The 15,276-nt window shown below is 53.5% G+C and carries 12 protein-coding genes; 3 read left to right on the top strand and 9 right to left on the bottom strand.

Annotated elements, in window-relative coordinates; genetic code table 11:
• Positions 1-109: 109 nt before the first annotated feature.
• Genes MN202_RS19510 through MN202_RS19500 form a run of 3 tightly spaced genes read right to left on the bottom strand, consistent with a single transcriptional unit; the run spans position 110 to position 5,958 of the window.
• Positions 110-1,492: a TolC family protein gene (locus MN202_RS19510; RefSeq protein ID WP_335737820.1), complete on the bottom strand. Its 1,383-nt coding sequence runs from the start codon at positions 1,490-1,492 to the stop codon at positions 110-112.
• Positions 1,485-4,679: an efflux RND transporter permease subunit gene (locus MN202_RS19505; protein ID WP_335737819.1), complete on the bottom strand. Its 3,195-nt coding sequence runs from the start codon at positions 4,677-4,679 to the stop codon at positions 1,485-1,487. Before MN202_RS19505 ends, MN202_RS19510 begins: the two co-directional genes overlap by 8 nt.
• A 10-nt stretch (positions 4,680-4,689) precedes the next feature.
• Positions 4,690-5,958, bottom strand: coding sequence for an efflux RND transporter periplasmic adaptor subunit (locus tag MN202_RS19500; protein ID WP_335737818.1), 1,269 nt, complete (start codon positions 5,956-5,958; stop codon positions 4,690-4,692).
• A gap of 461 nt (positions 5,959-6,419) precedes the next feature.
• Here MN202_RS19500 and MN202_RS19495 point away from each other — a divergent pair, with 461 nt between their 5' ends.
• The 3 genes from MN202_RS19495 to MN202_RS19485 all read left to right on the top strand — a co-directional run bounded on the left by MN202_RS19495 (position 6,420) and on the right by MN202_RS19485 (position 9,104).
• Positions 6,420-7,031: a TetR/AcrR family transcriptional regulator gene (locus MN202_RS19495; RefSeq protein WP_335737817.1), complete on the top strand. Its 612-nt coding sequence runs from the start codon at positions 6,420-6,422 to the stop codon at positions 7,029-7,031.
• Positions 7,032-7,151: 120 nt separating this feature from the next.
• Positions 7,152-8,096 carry an AraC family transcriptional regulator gene (locus tag MN202_RS19490; protein ID WP_335737816.1) on the top strand — a complete coding sequence of 315 codons (945 nt, stop codon included), beginning with the start codon at positions 7,152-7,154 and terminating at the stop codon, positions 8,094-8,096.
• An 81-nt stretch (positions 8,097-8,177) separates the two neighbouring features.
• Positions 8,178-9,104 carry a DMT family transporter gene (locus tag MN202_RS19485; RefSeq protein ID WP_335737815.1) on the top strand — a complete coding sequence of 309 codons (927 nt, stop codon included), beginning with the start codon at positions 8,178-8,180 and terminating at the stop codon, positions 9,102-9,104.
• 35 nt (positions 9,105-9,139) lie between these two features.
• Here the strand turns inward: MN202_RS19485 and MN202_RS19480 are convergent, their stop codons facing one another.
• The 6 genes from MN202_RS19480 to MN202_RS19455 form a co-directional block, all read right to left on the bottom strand.
• Positions 9,140-9,454 carry a DMT family transporter gene (locus tag MN202_RS19480; RefSeq protein WP_335737814.1) on the bottom strand — a complete coding sequence of 105 codons (315 nt, stop codon included), beginning with the start codon at positions 9,452-9,454 and terminating at the stop codon, positions 9,140-9,142.
• Positions 9,455-9,670: 216 nt separating this feature from the next.
• Positions 9,671-11,008: a peptidoglycan DD-metalloendopeptidase family protein gene (locus MN202_RS19475; RefSeq protein WP_335737813.1), complete on the bottom strand. Its 1,338-nt coding sequence runs from the start codon at positions 11,006-11,008 to the stop codon at positions 9,671-9,673.
• A gap of 71 nt (positions 11,009-11,079) precedes the next feature.
• Positions 11,080-12,465 carry a M23/M56 family metallopeptidase gene (locus tag MN202_RS19470; RefSeq protein WP_335737812.1) on the bottom strand — a complete coding sequence of 462 codons (1,386 nt, stop codon included), beginning with the start codon at positions 12,463-12,465 and terminating at the stop codon, positions 11,080-11,082.
• Position 12,466: 1 nt separating this feature from the next.
• The gene (locus MN202_RS19465; protein WP_335737811.1) at positions 12,467-12,853 is read right to left on the bottom strand and encodes a BlaI/MecI/CopY family transcriptional regulator; all 387 of its coding nucleotides are present in this window, start codon (positions 12,851-12,853) and stop codon (positions 12,467-12,469) included.
• A gap of 201 nt (positions 12,854-13,054) precedes the next feature.
• Positions 13,055-14,281, bottom strand: coding sequence for a serine hydrolase domain-containing protein (locus tag MN202_RS19460; RefSeq protein WP_335737810.1), 1,227 nt, complete (start codon positions 14,279-14,281; stop codon positions 13,055-13,057).
• Between the two features lie 114 nt (positions 14,282-14,395).
• Positions 14,396-15,226, bottom strand: coding sequence for a DNA ligase (locus tag MN202_RS19455; protein WP_335737809.1), 831 nt, complete (start codon positions 15,224-15,226; stop codon positions 14,396-14,398).
• Positions 15,227-15,276: the final 50 nt, after the last annotated feature.

Here is a 15,276-nt window from a genome sequence, read left to right as displayed (position 1 = left end):
TTATTCTGTAGGCCTTTATATACCAGCCTCTGGATCGGTCAACTGATCTGAAAAATTCTTATCTGATCGGCATTAGGGCAAGCCCGGCTTTTTTCATTGCAACCCAATGTTAAATCAACTGTATCCCACCACCAAAGCTGCGGTAAATACCGACCAAACGGCTAAAGCTTTGCTGTTGCAGTTGGGCTAGCTGATCGCGGGCGCGCAGTAGCTCGCGCTCGGCGTCGAGCAAGTCTAAAAACTCACCTGTACCGGCGTTATAGCGATCGCGGGCAATTTGCACGGCCTTGTTACTGGCCTGCCATTGCAGTTCGGTGCTTAGCTGCTGCTCGCGGCTGAGGTTGTAGCTTTGCAGCGATAACTGCATTTCGTTAATGGCGTTAAACACCTGCTGCTCAAACTGCGCCAGCGCTATTTGGCTGCTGGCCTGTGCCTGGCGGATACGGGCTTTTACCGAGCCCAGATCGGCGGCTTGCCAGCTTAGCGTTGGTGCCACCGACCAGCTTTGGGTATCGCCGTTAAGCGCCAGGCCCGGGCCGGAGATAAAGCCTAAAAAGCCGCGCACCGACAGGTTGGGGTATAGATCAGCCGTTGCTACGCCAATTTGCGCTGTACTGGCGGCCAGTGCGCGTTCTGAACTTGCAACATCGGCGCGGTAACGCAGGTAATTTGCCCCCTCAACCATCGCCACCGGCTGCTTTAGCTCGGGCAAATGCGGCACGGCGCCGAGCTTTAACTGGCCGGGATGCTGCGCCAGTAAGGCCGACAAGGTGGCATCAGCGGTTAGCAGCGCCACCCGGTACGCCGGCACCATTGCTTGTACCTGATGCAACTGCGCCTCTATTTGCGCCAGCTCCAGCTCTGAAGCCATGCCGGCTTCTAACCGTGCCAGCACTATAGCGCGGCTTTGGGTAAGGTTTTGCAGGTTTTGCTCTGCCACCACCAGGCGCAGCTGCGCGCCCCGGTACTCACCATAGCTGGTGGCAACCTGGCTGATAAGCTGCACCTGGGCGTCGTGCCACAGTATATCGGCCTGCTCGGCCTGCGCCTGGGCTGCCTCGGTGGCACGGCGGATTTTACCAAACAGATCCAGATCCCAGCTTAAACTGGCACCGGTGCTGTAACCGCGGCTGATGACACCGTCATCGGCTGCTGACACTGTGCCGTTTTCACCGGCCTGATAGCCGGTATTTAACGTGCCTTTGGGTAACAGATCGTTATTGGCATCACGAAACACCGCATAAGCCCGCTCGACATTGGCGCGGGCCTGCACCAGGCTGCGGTTTTCCTGCAGTGCCCGTGTAATCAGCCGGTTTAGCGCCGCATCGTCAAAAGCCTGCCACCAGCTTTGCGCCAGTTCGGCCTGCTGGTATGGCGCGTCGATACTGATATCTGCCACCTTAACCGGCGCCTGATAATCCGGCCCGACGGCACAGGCGCTTAATGCTGCCACCAGTATGGCGATAGCCGACAGTTTCATTGTATTACGCATGAGTGGCCTCCGCAGAATTCATGGTTGTTGCAACAGCAGGCGCTATTGCTGCTTGCCTGGCTTTGCCTTCGCCACGTTTGGCCAGCATGTAGTAAAACAGCGGCGTTAAAATTAAACCGAATACCGTTACGCCAATCATGCCGGCAAAAACTGCCACCCCCATCGCCTGGCGCATTTCAGCACCGGCACCGGAAGAAAACACCATTGGCACCACACCCATAATAAAGGCGATAGACGTCATCAGGATGGGCCTTAAGCGTAAGCGGCCGGCTTCCAGTATCGCTTCCATTGCGGTCATGCCGTGATCTTGCAGCTCTTTGGCAAACTCGACAATTAAGATGGCATTCTTCGTTGCCAGGCCCACCAGCACGATTAAGCCTATCTGGGTGAAGATATTATTGTCGCCACCGTACAGCAGTACGCCGCTTAGCGCCGATAACAGCGTCATCGGAATAATCAATACTATTGCCAGCGGTAAGCTCAGGCTTTCGTACTGCGCCGCCAGCACCATAAACACCAGCAAGATCACCAGCGGGTAGATAAACATGCCAGCGTTACCGGCCAGAATTTGCTGGTAAGTCAGCTCGGTCCACTCGTAGGTCATGCCGTTGGGCAGCGTTTCAGCGAGGATTTTTTCAATCGCCGCCTGCGCTTCACCGGTGCTGTAACCCGGTGCCGGGCCACCGTTAATTTCGGCGGTGGTAAAGCCGTTGTAGTGCATTACCCGATCCGGCCCTGCGGTATTGCTGACATTGATAAAGGAACCCAGCGGGATCATTTCACCCTGGTTATTACGCACCTTTAACTGGCCAATTTGCTCTGGTGTCTGGCGGAACTGCTGATCGGCCTGCATATTGACCTGATAAGTGCGGCCAAACTGGTTAAAGTCGTTGACATACACCGAGCCCATATAAGCCTGCAGTGTCTGGAATACTTCATCCATAGCCACGCCCTGCTGTTTGGCTTTGGTGCGGTCGATATCCAGATCCAGCTGTGGCACATTCACCTGATAGCTGGAGAAAATGCCGGCCAGCTCAGGCGTTTGCCAGGCTTTCATCATCACCTGCATGGTGACGTTATACAGCTCGTCGTAACCGTGGTTAGCGCGGTCCTGAATTTGCAGCCGGAAACCACCGATAGTGCCCAGCCCCTGCACTGGTGGCGGGGGGAATATCGCGATAAAGGCATCTTCAATACCGGCGAACTTTTGGTTTAGCGCCGCAGCGATAGCGCCGGCCGACATTGACGGATCAGTACGTTCGCTAAAATCGGTCAGAGGCGTAAATACAATGCCGCTGTTCGGGCTATTGGTAAAACCGTTAATGCTTAAACCTGGGAAAGCAACAGAGTTAGCCACACCGGGTTGTTCCAGCGCAATACGTGACATCTCTTTAATGACAGCTTCGGTACGCTCCAGCGACGCCGCATCAGGCAGCTGGGCAAACGCCACCAGATACTGTTTATCCTGCCCCGGTACATAACCGGTTGGGGTGGTAGCAAACTGCAGGCCGGTTAAGCCGACCAGCGCGATATACATAACACCGACTATAGCGCCAAAGCGGATAACCTTTTGTACCAGATAACCGTAACCACGCGATAAGCGGGCAAAAAAGCGGTTAAAGGGGCCAAACAGCCAGCCGCCAAACAGCTTGTCCATAGCACGGGTAAGCGCGTCTTTTTTCTCGCCATGGCCTTTTAACAGTAAGGCCGACAGCGCCGGGCTTAAGGTTAACGAGTTAATCGCCGAGATAAAGGTAGAAATAGTAATGGTTAAGGCAAACTGCTTATAAAACTGCCCGGTTAAGCCCGACATAAAGGCAGTAGGAATAAATACCGCCGCCAATACCAGCGTAGTGGCAACAATAGGCCCGGTAACTTCTTTCATTGCTTTTTGGGTGGCGGCAATGGGCGACAAACCTTCGCTGATATTACGCTCAACGTTTTCTACTACGACTATGGCGTCATCCACTACGATACCAATGGCCAGTACCAGACCGAATAACGACAAGGCGTTTAATGAAAAGCCCAGCAGCTGCATAAAGGCAAAGGTGCCCACTAAGGATACCGGCACAGCCACCAGCGGAATAATAGAGGCGCGCCAGGTTTGTAAAAACAGCACCACCACCAATACCACCAGCAACACCGCTTCGAGCAGGGTTTTTACTACCGCTTCGATAGAGCCGCGCACAAATACTGTTGGGTCGTACACGATGTCGTAAGTCAGGCCATCAGGAAAACCTTTAGCCAGCTCAGCCATTTTGGCACGTACATCGTCAGAAATTTGGATAGCATTAGAGCCGGACGCCTGAAAAATAGGAATAGCGACCGCTTCTTTATTATCCAGCAAGGAGCGTAGCGCATAGGTAGAAGCACCCAGTTCAACCCGGGCCACATCTTTTAACCGGCTGATTTCGCCGTTAGCCCCCACTTTGATAATAATATCTTCAAACTCTTCCACCGCTGCCAGGCGGCCTTTTACGTTAATAAGCAGCTGAAAATCAGCCTCACCACTTGGCTGTGCACCCAGGCTACCGGCCGCCGCCTGCTGGTTTTGCTCACGAATGGCCGCAGTAATTTGTGCCGGCGACAAGCCCAATGCTGACACTTTGTTCGGGTCCAGCCAGATGCGCATGCTGTAATCGCCGGCACCAAACAGCTGCACTGAGCCTACGCCTTCAATACGCGCCAGTTCGTCTTTCACATTCAGCGCAGCATAGTTAGACAAATACAGCATGTCATAGCGCTCGTCCGGCGAGGTTAAGTGCACCACCATGGTTAAATCCGGTGACGATTTCTCGGTCACCACACCTAAGCGCTGTACTTCCTGCGGCAGCCGCGGTTTGGCGCGCTCAACCCGGCTTTGTACCTGAGTTTGCGCTAAGTCGACGTCAGTACCGATAGCAAAAGTTACCGTTAAGGTCATACGGCCATCAGAGGTGGCCTGCGAAGACATATACAACATGTCTTCGACGCCGTTAATTTCCTGCTCCAGCGGCGACGCCACCGTTTCGGCGATCACCTTAGGGTTAGCACCAGGATAGTTAGCGGTTACTACCACTGTCGGTGGCACCACCTCTGGGTATTCCGTGATCGGCAACTGCCACACCGCTATAGCACCGGTGATAAAAAACAGCAGCGAAATCACTGCAGCAAAGATTGGCCGCTTAATAAAAAATTGCGAAAACATCTGTTACTCCTTAACCGCGGCCGGCCGCGTTGCCGGCGCTTGTCTGCTGGCTACTGTCAGCTTCAGCTGTCAGCGCGCTGCTGCTGTTATCCAGCAATTGTTGCGCATTGCGCAGCTGCACCAGCTGTTCATTGCTGGCCATCTCTACCAGTTTGGGTTCAATCTGCATATTGGGACGCACCCGCTGCAGGCCATTCACCACTATTTTGTCGCTGGCGTTCAGGCCGTCGGTCACAATACGTAAGCCGTTGACCTTTTCACCCAGGGTTATAGCGCGATATTCCAGCTGGTTACTGGCATTTACCAGCAGCACAAACTTGTTGTTTAAGTCGGTGCCGATGGCTTTTTCGTCAATTAAAATCCCCTGATACGAGTCGCTGCCAACTAACCTGATGCGGGCAAATAAGCCCGGTAACAGGCTATTGTCATCGTTGGAAAAACTGGCGCGAATACGGATAGTGCCGGTTTGCGCATCAATGCGGTTATCAACAAAGTCGACACTGCCAACATAGGGGTAACCACTGTCGTCAGCCAATGCCATATAGACCGGGTTGGCGGCTGCGTCGCGGGTGTCGGCACGCTTACCAGCCTCGCTCAGGCGGGCGTATTTCAGGTAGCTTTGCTCGTCAACATCGAAGTAGGCGTACATTTTGTCGGTCGATACCAGGCTGGTTAGCTGGCTCTGGCCGGCAGTAACAAAATTACCGGCGGTAACCTGGGCATACGACACCCGGCCGCTTATCGGCGCACTGATGCGGGTATAGCTTAAATCCAGTTCGGCGCGCTGCAGTGCGGCCTGCACCGCCGCAACGGTAGCGGCGGTTTGCTGTTTGCGGGCTAAGCGGCTGTCCAGCAGTTCAGCTGAAATTGCGCGGGCACTGCTGAGTTTTTCTGCCCGGTTGTATTCGTTGTCGGCTTGCACAGCTGCACTTTGCGCACTTTGCAATTCGGCTTTTAACCTGGCAACGTCAGCAGCAAAAGGCCTGGGATCTATTTGTACCAATAAGTCGCCTTTTTTCACCAAGGCCCCTTCGCTAAAGTGCACCTGCTCAACATAGCCAGACACCCGCGGCACCAGATTAACGGTTTGCGGCGCTTGCAAGCGGCCGGTAAATTCATCCCATTCTGTCACCCGTTCATGAACAACCTGCGCCACACTTACTGCAGGTGCAGCGGGCGTTTGCGCTTGATCTGACGCTTGCGGGTTGCCGCAAGCCGTCAGCACCAGGGCTGCGATGCTGGCCAACATAAAAGTTTTTACCGTGTTAGTTCTGTTCATGACGTTCTGCTCCACATTTTTGTACCTGGCAGCTCAAGCGCTGCAATAATCTCTTGCCAATTCTGTACCGCTCGGTAAATATATAGATCAGCAGAAAACTGTCAACCGATTTATGTACCGGTCGGTAAATTAATTAAATTCTAACTAAGATGACTTTGTTCTAAGACCTATACCGTAATTTTGCCGTGTTATAGCTGCCTTAGCGTCACAGTGGCTGCGGTCGGGCAATGGCGGCATTGTACGGCGCTACGCGAGCGGGCTTAATGCCGGATCCCGCTGCATTCTTGCCTGAAACTCCGTTACTGTGGCCAGGCGGTAATTTACTGAACCAGAGCAATCGGTTAGCCGGATTAGCCAGCGTCAGCGGTCAGATTTATGTACTTGACGGTAAATAACCCTTACTAGACAAGGGGTCTTTTGCTGTTTACTATATCAGCAAGTTTTAATGCAGGAGTTGAACCATGCCAGTAGTAAGTTGCGCGCCAACTGTCGGCAGGCCACGTGCCTTTGATATGGATACCGCTCTGGGTAAAGCGCTGGAGGTATTCTGGCGTAAGGGTTATGACGGCACCTCTTTGTCTGATCTAACCGATGCCATGGGCATTAATAAACCCAGTTTATATGCCGCCTTTGGTAACAAAGAGCAGTTATTTTTAAAAGCCATAGAGTTATATGAAAGCCGGCCCTGCTCGTTCTTTTTGCCCGCGCTGGAAAAGCCCACGGCCTATGAAGTGGCCGAACACATGCTATTTGGCGCCGCAATGAACATGGCCGACAGCAACCATCCGCAGGGTTGTGTTGTGATCCAGGGCGCGCTGTCCTGCAGTGAAGCCGCCGCCACCGTAAAAGAAGCGCTGATAAACCGCCGCTTAGAAGGTGAGCAAAAGATGCGCAATCGCTTTGAACGGGCGAAAGCCGAAGGCGATCTGCCTGCCACTGCCGATGCCGAAACCTTAGCACGCTATTTAGGTACGGTGCTGCAGGGTATGGCCATTCAGGCCAATAATGGTGCCAGTTGCGAACAGCTGCGCCAGGTCGCCGAAATGACATTACAGGCCTTCCCGCGCGCCTGAACGCGGGAGGCACTGCCTTAAACTACACAGTTATTGCCTGATCCTGCAAAAGCCGGCGTTACAACTAGTCAGGCTTCGGCAGCGCGACCTATACTACGGGTCTACTGCAAAGAGGCCAGCATGACACACAGCACGGTTCAGCATCAGGAGCGGCACGCCGCTCCTCAACAAGACTCACGCGAAGCACTACGCCAACAGATGCTGCAACCGCTGCTTGCTACCTTAACCAGCACTGGCGTTCACGAAAGTTGCGTACCTGGCTTGCGGCTGTTTCGCAGTGACGCCCCCACCTCGGCCACCCCAACCATTTATGAACCGACGCTGTGCCTGCTGTTGCAAGGCAGTAAACAACTGCTGCTGGGTGAAGAATTATTGCACTACAGCACGCTACAGTTTCTGTTAGTGCCGGTGATGTTGCCCGTTAGCGGTAAAATAGTGCATGCCAGCAGTAACGAGCCCTATATTGGCCTGAGCCTGAATTTGGATCTGCGCGAACTGACCGAATTAGTAATTGATTTAGGTGATAAAATACCGCGCCAACCGGTACCCGCGCGCGGCATCAGCATTGCCGATGCAGATCTGGTGTTACTGTCGGTATTTCAACGAATTTTGCAGCTGTTACAACAACCGCAGGATATAGACGTGATGTTTCCGCTGCTTAAACGTGAACTGTTATACCGGCTGTTGCTAAGCCGGGTCGGTGGCCATTTACGTGAGTTTACCCTGCTCGACAGCCAGGCCAGCCGTATTGGCAAGGTTATAGACACCTTGCGCCAGCGTTATAATCAGCCGCTGCGGATTAAAGATCTGGCCGACGTAGCACATATGAGCGAATCGTCGCTGTTTCAGAGTTTTAAAGCGGTGACCTCAATGTCGCCATTGCAGTTTCAGAAACAGCTGCGGCTAAACGAAGCCCGCCGCATTATGTTGTACGAGGGTGTTGAAGCCGCTACCGCCAGCTACAAAGTGGGTTACGAAAGCCCGTCACAATTCAGCCGCGAATACAGCAGGCTGTTTGGCGCGCCACCAAAAGCCGATGTCGCACGGTTTCGTCAGACACTGTAAAAAATATCGCCGCTGCATTGTATCAGCCGGCGCGGCTCCGGTATGATCGCCATCTTCTGACACTGTCCGTCCGGGCGCGCTATGCAAAATATTCTGCTGTATCTGGTTACTGTTTTAATCTGGGGTTCTACCTGGTTCGCCATTGAGTTTCAGCTGGGCGAAGTAGCCGTAGAAGTATCGCTGGCGTACCGCTTTGCCCTGTCGGCCCTGCTAATGTGGCTGTATTGCCTGTGGCGCCGGTTACCAATGCGCTTTAGCGTTAAAGATCATGGCTTTATTGCTTTGCTGGCGCTGTTTAATTTTGCCCTGAATTACATTTTAATTTATCAGGCGCAGCAATATTTAACCTCCGCCATGACGGCCATTGCCTTTACCACTATGTTGCTGATGAACATTGTTAATACCCGGCTGTTTTTTGGTAAGCCGGTGGCTAAACGCATTTATTTTGGTGCTCTAATGGGCATTGCCGGCATCGTTGTACTGTTTTATCCCGATATCGACGGCCTTAATTTTACCAACGCCAGTTTAATTGGCCTGGTACTGGTGCTAAGCAGCGCACTGAGTGCCTCGCTGGGTAATATGGCCAGCGTGCGTAACTCCCGTGCTGGTTTGCCAATCACGCAGGTTAATGCCTGGGGCATGCTATACGCCGCCATTGGCCTGACACTGTTAGTGGCGATCAGTGGTAAAACGTTTACCTTTAGCAGCTCACCGGCTTTTATCATTTCGCTGCTTTACTTAGCGGTATTTGGCTCGGTTATCGCTTTTGCTACCTACTTTGCCCTGCTAAAAGGCATGGGGCCGGAAAAAGCCAGCTACACCATAGTGTTGTTTCCACTGGTGGCGGTAGTGCTAAGCACCTTGTTTGAAGATTTTGTCTGGACCGGCTACACCTTTGCCGGCTTCGCGCTGGTATTGGCCGGCAATGCACTGGTGTTAACGCCTTTTTCGAAAATTAAAGCCCTGCTGTTTAAAAACAAAGAGCAAGCTCAGCTGCTGGCACCATAACATCGTGCCAGCCGAACATCGCTGGCAGGCCTGAGCTAATGGCTTAGCTTTAGCCCCACTACCCCGGCAATAATCAAGGCAAAGCAGCCAAGCTGCTTTAGCGTGATAAGCTGGTTAAAAAAGTAATGATTAATCAGCGTAATAGACAGCACACCTACTGCCAGCCATACCAGATAGGCGGTAGGCGCCGGTATAGCTTTAAGTGATAAACCAAATAATATCAGGCTGGCTGTCATACAGGCCACCGCGAACAATACGTAGGGAATTTTGCTAAAAGCAGCCGACTTTTCGATGCCAATTAACCAGCCCGCTTCTAACACGCCGGCAATAAACAATAAAAACCAGGACATAACACACTCCATTTCAGTTAAGGGGCCGTCCCCGGATGAAATGGAGCGGTGAGGTCGTCCTCACTTCCGAAAGGGTTAAAACGTGCGCATTATGGCAAAGCCAGCACTTAACAACAAGCGCTACGCCAGCATCATAGTACCTGCCGGTTTACCCCCTTAGCCATAAGGCGGTGGCTAATAAAGGATTAACAGCAAGTCAGGCTGCAATTGGCTGCGTTAGGGCGCTTGCAATACTGGCTGAGTTTGCTGCTCCATCTGTGCCAGCATAAAATTAACCCGCTGCAAAAAGGCCCGGCGGCTTTGCGGTGGTATGGGTTCTGCCAGCGGGATCGCCGCCGTCATCGGGTTTACCGGCCGGTTATTGATATGCAGTTCATAGTGCAGATGAGCGCCGGTTACCCGGCCACTGGCGCCGGATAACGCAATGCGCTGGCCTTTGCTAACGCGCTGCCCTGGCCGCACCAGCGCTTTGTTTAAGTGTAAGTAGCGGCTTTTATACTGGCCCTGATGCTGAATTTCGATATAGCGGCCGGCAAAGGGATGTTTTTCTACCCGCAGCACGGTGCCCTCTGCCGCAGCCAGCACCGGTGTGCCAATTGGCGTGGCAAAATCGGTACCGTTGTGTGGCCGTACTTTGCCGGTTACCGGGTGCAAACGGCGCGGGTTAAACGCATCGGTAATACGATATTGTTGTGCCAGCGGTATACGCATAAAACTGCGCTCCAGGCTGTCACCGTTGGCAGCATAATACTGGCCGTTATCATGTAAAAACGCACTGTGCTGCTGGCGGCGGTTAAATAAACGCACACCGTCAATCCGGCTTTGACCGGTAGCCTCAGCGCCAACAAAGTTGTCACTGCGAACCACTTCAAAACGGTCTCCTGCGCGGATGTCGCGGGAAAAATTAATGCGCTGGCGGAACAGCTGCTGCACCGTCAGAATATCCGCCTCGGTCAGCCCGGCCTGGCGGGCCGATTGATAAAAACTGCCGTTAATGCTGCCGTCCAGCGTCGAACTTTGCCACTCACCTTCGTCTAATAATTCCTGATAGCTGAACTCGCCATTTTCATCGCGCTGATAAATCACCCGGTTACCAGCATGAATATACAACTGCATTTGCTGTAATTGCTGCTCAGTGTCGAGCACAAAGGTCAGCTGGTAGCCCGGGCGCAAAATATCCAGCGCCAGCAAGGATTGATCCGCGGCCATGATCTGGCGCATTTGCTGCTGGCTAAAGCCATGGCGGGCGAAAATGCTGCTTAAACTGTCGCCTGGTGCCACCGTGTAACTGGCGGGTTCTGCCCGGCTGACGGTGTCGTCCTCTGCGGGCAGCAACGGCGATGGTATGGCCAGCCGGGGTAGCGGTAACGCCGTGGCGTTTCGCCAAAATACGGTATGTTGCAAAAGCTGACTGTCGCGCAACTGCACAGAGTGTGACGGCTTAGGCGTGCCTGGCCACAGTGCCAGCATGCCCGCCAGCAACGCTGTTAGCAGCATCATTTGCCGGTGTTTAAGCGGAAGGGCTGCAAAGCCTTGTCGAATAACCTGGTGCATTTCACGGCACTCCATAACTAAATTGTTGTAATTGCGGCTGTTGCAACCGGGCTTGTTGGCCCGGCTCAGCGCTATTCAAGCGGCAGGTATAACGCAGGGTTTTGCTGCTCACCGTTAAGTAAGATCTCAAAATGCAGGTGTGGCCCGGTAACCCGGCCGGTGTCGCCGACAGTGCCTATTGGCTCTCCGCCGCGCACTAGCTGGCCAGGTTTAACATGAAACGCATCAAGATGGGCATACAAGGTTTGATAGCCAGCACCGTGCTCAATTAATACCACTTTGCCGTAGCGACTGTTCAGGCTGCTATCGTCCGCAATTAATACCCGGCCCTGACCGCCAGCCACAACCACCACGCCTTTTGCGGCAGCAAAATCGACGCCCTGATGCGGCCGCTGTTGCCGGATCGGGTGACGTTCGGCAAAAAATGAGCTGACGCCGGCGTTAACAACCGGTAACCGCCACTGCGCTACGGCTACAGGCCCGCTAAGCGCCCCCCAACTGAACTGCGACAGCAGCATTAAGCCTGCGAACAGCAAGCCAAGACCGGATTTAGCCGTAGCAGACAAAGCAGGAGCCTGTTGAAACAGCGCCGCTAAACGCTGCGGGTATAAGGCTTTATCGGTGTTTGCCTGAATAAAACCGGCAGCCATGGCCGGCGTGCGGGCACTTTGGCTCAGCTTTAAACTATGCAGTAACGTCTGGCCATATAGCACTGCCTGCCCGGGTTGCTGTTGTAGTACAGCCCGGTCAACCGCCAGTTCTGTGCTGTGGCTAAACGCCCGCTCCAGATAACGTAGTGATGGCATAAACCAGCAGCAGGCTACCACGATCCGCAGCAACAACAATTGCTGCGGATCACGCCGCTTTAAATGCACCAGCTCATGACTAACTAATAATCCGCGCTGCTCTGGCGGTAATTGCCAGATATAAGCCGGTACCACCAGCACCATACGCCGGCCACCGGCAATAAAGGGAGATACCGTCAGTGGCGTTTGCCGTATTGTAAAACCTGCCGGCAGCCCTGCTCGCTGATTTTTGTGCAACAAGGCGGACAGTGGTAGCGGCTGCGCCAGCTGGATCAACCGTTGTAAACGATGCCATTGCTGCGCAACTTTTAGTAACTGCCAAAAGCTCACCAGTAGCAAGATTGTCAGCGTCAGCGGCCAGAGCAGCTGCCAGCTCAATAGCGCCGGTGTCACAGCAGGATGTTGCGGTTGCGCGGTCAGTGTGTGTACCGACAACACTGCATCCTGCAACAGCACGGACGGTAGCGGCCAGGCGGTGGCAAATTCCGGCGTTGGCAGCAACGGCAGAAAACCCAGCACTAATATCAGCCAATACAACATGGGCCAAAGCGTTAACGCCGGGATCTTGCGCTGCAACTGTTGCAGCAACCACCAAAGCAGCGCACTCCAGACACTGCATTGCAACAGTGTCAGCACTATTGTCTGCGCCATGTCAAACATCCCTGTCCGGCTGCGCCGCAGCAAGCTGCTGCAATAGCTGTTCTAAATCAGCAATTTCATCCTGTTTAAGTAGCTTACTGTTAGCGAACATCGCCACCGGCAAGGGGCCGTTAATTTCAAATACCCGGCGGGCGAAATCCTGGGCGTAGGCCGCCAGTGTCGGCATTTTTTCCAATACCGCGCGGTAACAATTCTGATTGCCCAGGCTATCGCAGGCGACTATGCCTTTAGCGCTCATGCGCTCCAGTGTTTTACGGGTAGACGAGTAGCCCCAGCCTAACAACGGCGCCAGTTCATCGTGCAGCTCGCGCGATGTCAGCGGTTGTTTTTCCCAAAGTAATTTAAGAATTTCCAGTTCAGGCGCAGTAAGCTGATGCATTAATCGGTAACCAGCGGTCAATATTTAACGCCGATAGTGCGACAAGTGTCGCGCAGCGTCAAGCATTAACTGCGACAATTGTCGCACCAATTAATACAAGGCGCTGCGGCGACGTTAGGCTGGCCGGCATGGACATTTTAATGCACTGAACTGCAGCAGTTTATCCGGTCAGGCCGTTATAGCGCGACGTTATCGTCGCGCCTACTGAAAATGCGCAGACAGCGCTTGTAAAAAGGCGTATTCATTTAATCCGGCGCGATGCAGTGGTTTAGACTGGGCGCTCCACATCGCCACCACCAACTGCTTGTCCGGGTCGACAAACAGATATTGGCCAAAAATGCCTTCGGCGGCGTAGCTGTTGCCGTGCATCGGCCACAGCATATAGCCGTAGTCGACAGTTTTACCGCCGATCAGCTGACGGCTACTGGCGGCCTGCATCCAGCCCGGTGGCAGAACCCGCTGCGTTTTACCGCCGGTGCGGATCACGCCGTCATTGAGCCAGAATAAGCCCAGCCGGGCGTAATCGCGCAAAGTTGCCGACAAACCGCTACCACCAATCTCCAGGCCATCCGGTGATTGCAGCCACCAGCTGGCATCGGCTTGCATGCCAAGCTTCGACCAGATTTTTTCCGACAAATACTGCGCCACAGGCTTACCGGTAGCGGCACGCACCAAGGCGCCTGCCAGCTGAGTTTCGCCGGTACTGTAGTTCCATAGAGTGCCAGGCTTTGCGGCGCGTGGTAACGACGCCATTAAGTCTAAGATGGCACCGGGTTGCTGGCTTAACTGGGCTTCCAGCATGCGGCGCCGGTCGGAGGCCGGATCGGTATAGGTTTCATTCCAGGCAACGCCGGAGCTCATTTGCAGCAGGTGTTTAACCGTTACACCCTCGTAAGCGGTGCCGTTAAAGCGCGGCAGATAGTTAACAATAGGGTCATCAATACTGTTGATTAAGCCATCCTGTATCGCAGCACCAATTAGGGTTGCCGTAATAGATTTCACCACTGACATCGACATCCAGCGTGTGTCCGGGCCATTGCCAAGCAGGTACTGTTCAAACACTATTGCGCCGTTTTTTATAATCAGCAGGCCGCTGACGCGGTTCATCGACAGCACGTCGTATAAATCATAGGTTTGGCCATCGACGCTATACGCAAAATCTTTTAAAGGTTGCGGGCTAAGCGGCAACTGACTGATAACTGGGCCACGCGCTACGGTGCGGCTGGGGAATAAGCGGTCGATATTACGAAAGGTATTTACCTGGATATCCGGGTACAGTTTGCCGTCATAAACCTGCCGCACTGTGCCAATATCCTCGCTGGCATGCCGGTAAGCTGCCGGCGCTACGCTATCTGCTGTGCCGCTGGCACTAGCACTTAAGCTTATTAGCAGCACGACTGCCGCGATGACCTGTTTATAGTTGTTCATATTTGCCGGCTCCTTGTTTAAGTCATGTCTGACGTCACCGCGCACTGATGCCTTGCTCCTGGCCTTAACGCTTGCGTTTGTCGCTAGCGTAAACATAGCCCGGCAACTGTCTGGTTAAAACGCTTCCCGTAAGCGTAAAAAGCGGGCAAATCGCGGTAATCCATGTGCAGTTAAACCGTTATAGCGGTAAGTTACCACGGCACCAAGCGGCGGCGGGGTTTGGCGCAAGGCATCGGTTAAACCGCTGCCAATGGCAAAGGTTTTACCGTCCTGCGTTTTGACCAGCAGTGCCCCCACCATGCCCTGATATTTGCCTTTGCCCGGCCGGTAGCCGATAACCTCGGCCTCGCTGTCCTGATACGTTTTTAGCTTGAGCAAATCGGCGCTTCTGCCGGTTGTATATAACGCATCCTGATGATGCAGCATTAAGCCTTCAGCGCCGGCTTGCTCTAATTCACTAAGTTTGGCCAGCAGCGCTGCGTTATCCGAAAGACGAAACTGCGGCACCAGCATTAAATAGCGGCTGTCTTGCCGGGCAATAAGGTGCTGCAACGCGCTAATGCGTTCAGTAAAACTGCCCGTTGCATCCGGCAATTCAAACAGATAATAACGAATTTGCTGCCATTCACTGTCCACCGGCTGCTGCTTACTAACAACACTTAGCGTAGCAGCAAACTGGTTGCGGCCCAACCACAGCTCGCCATCTAACGGGCGCGGAGGAAAGCCGGCAACAAACCAGGCCGGCGCCGCAATAACCTTGCCGCCGCGTGAAATCAGCTGCTTACCATCCCAGTAAGCCCGTACACCATCGAGCTTTTCGCTGATCCAATACTGCTTAACATCAATAGTGTCGTTATACACTTGCGCCAGTAACAGCTCGGGTTTGCCGGCAGCCGCAAGCTGGCAGCAAACCACCAGCAGCAATACAGTTAACATTTTTATCATTATTCAGCATCTTTTTTATTTAAAATAAAAAGTGTAGTAACAAAGCCGGT

The organism is Rheinheimera muenzenbergensis (assembly GCF_036984005.1).
Lineage (GTDB): Bacteria > Pseudomonadota > Gammaproteobacteria > Enterobacterales > Alteromonadaceae > Alishewanella > Alishewanella muenzenbergensis.
The sequence above is the reverse complement of the archived record's forward strand: the minus strand, read 5'-3'. Positions and strand labels throughout refer to the sequence as shown.

Coding starts and splice junctions, on each gene's coding strand:
- MN202_RS19500 (WP_335737818.1), bottom strand. CDS start 5,958: ATGAACAGAACTAACACGGTAAAAACTTTTATGTTGGCCAGCATCGCA.
- MN202_RS19485 (WP_335737815.1), top strand. CDS start 8,178: ATGCAAAATATTCTGCTGTATCTGGTTACTGTTTTAATCTGGGGTTCT.
- MN202_RS19490 (WP_335737816.1), top strand. CDS start 7,152: ATGACACACAGCACGGTTCAGCATCAGGAGCGGCACGCCGCTCCTCAA.
- MN202_RS19505 (WP_335737819.1), bottom strand. CDS start 4,679: ATGTTTTCGCAATTTTTTATTAAGCGGCCAATCTTTGCTGCAGTGATT.
- MN202_RS19470 (WP_335737812.1), bottom strand. CDS start 12,465: ATGGCGCAGACAATAGTGCTGACACTGTTGCAATGCAGTGTCTGGAGT.
- MN202_RS19475 (WP_335737813.1), bottom strand. CDS start 11,008: ATGCACCAGGTTATTCGACAAGGCTTTGCAGCCCTTCCGCTTAAACAC.
- MN202_RS19460 (WP_335737810.1), bottom strand. CDS start 14,281: ATGAACAACTATAAACAGGTCATCGCGGCAGTCGTGCTGCTAATAAGC.
- MN202_RS19455 (WP_335737809.1), bottom strand. CDS start 15,226: ATGATAAAAATGTTAACTGTATTGCTGCTGGTGGTTTGCTGCCAGCTT.
- MN202_RS19465 (WP_335737811.1), bottom strand. CDS start 12,853: ATGCATCAGCTTACTGCGCCTGAACTGGAAATTCTTAAATTACTTTGG.
- MN202_RS19495 (WP_335737817.1), top strand. CDS start 6,420: ATGCCAGTAGTAAGTTGCGCGCCAACTGTCGGCAGGCCACGTGCCTTT.
- MN202_RS19480 (WP_335737814.1), bottom strand. CDS start 9,454: ATGTCCTGGTTTTTATTGTTTATTGCCGGCGTGTTAGAAGCGGGCTGG.
- MN202_RS19510 (WP_335737820.1), bottom strand. CDS start 1,492: ATGCGTAATACAATGAAACTGTCGGCTATCGCCATACTGGTGGCAGCA.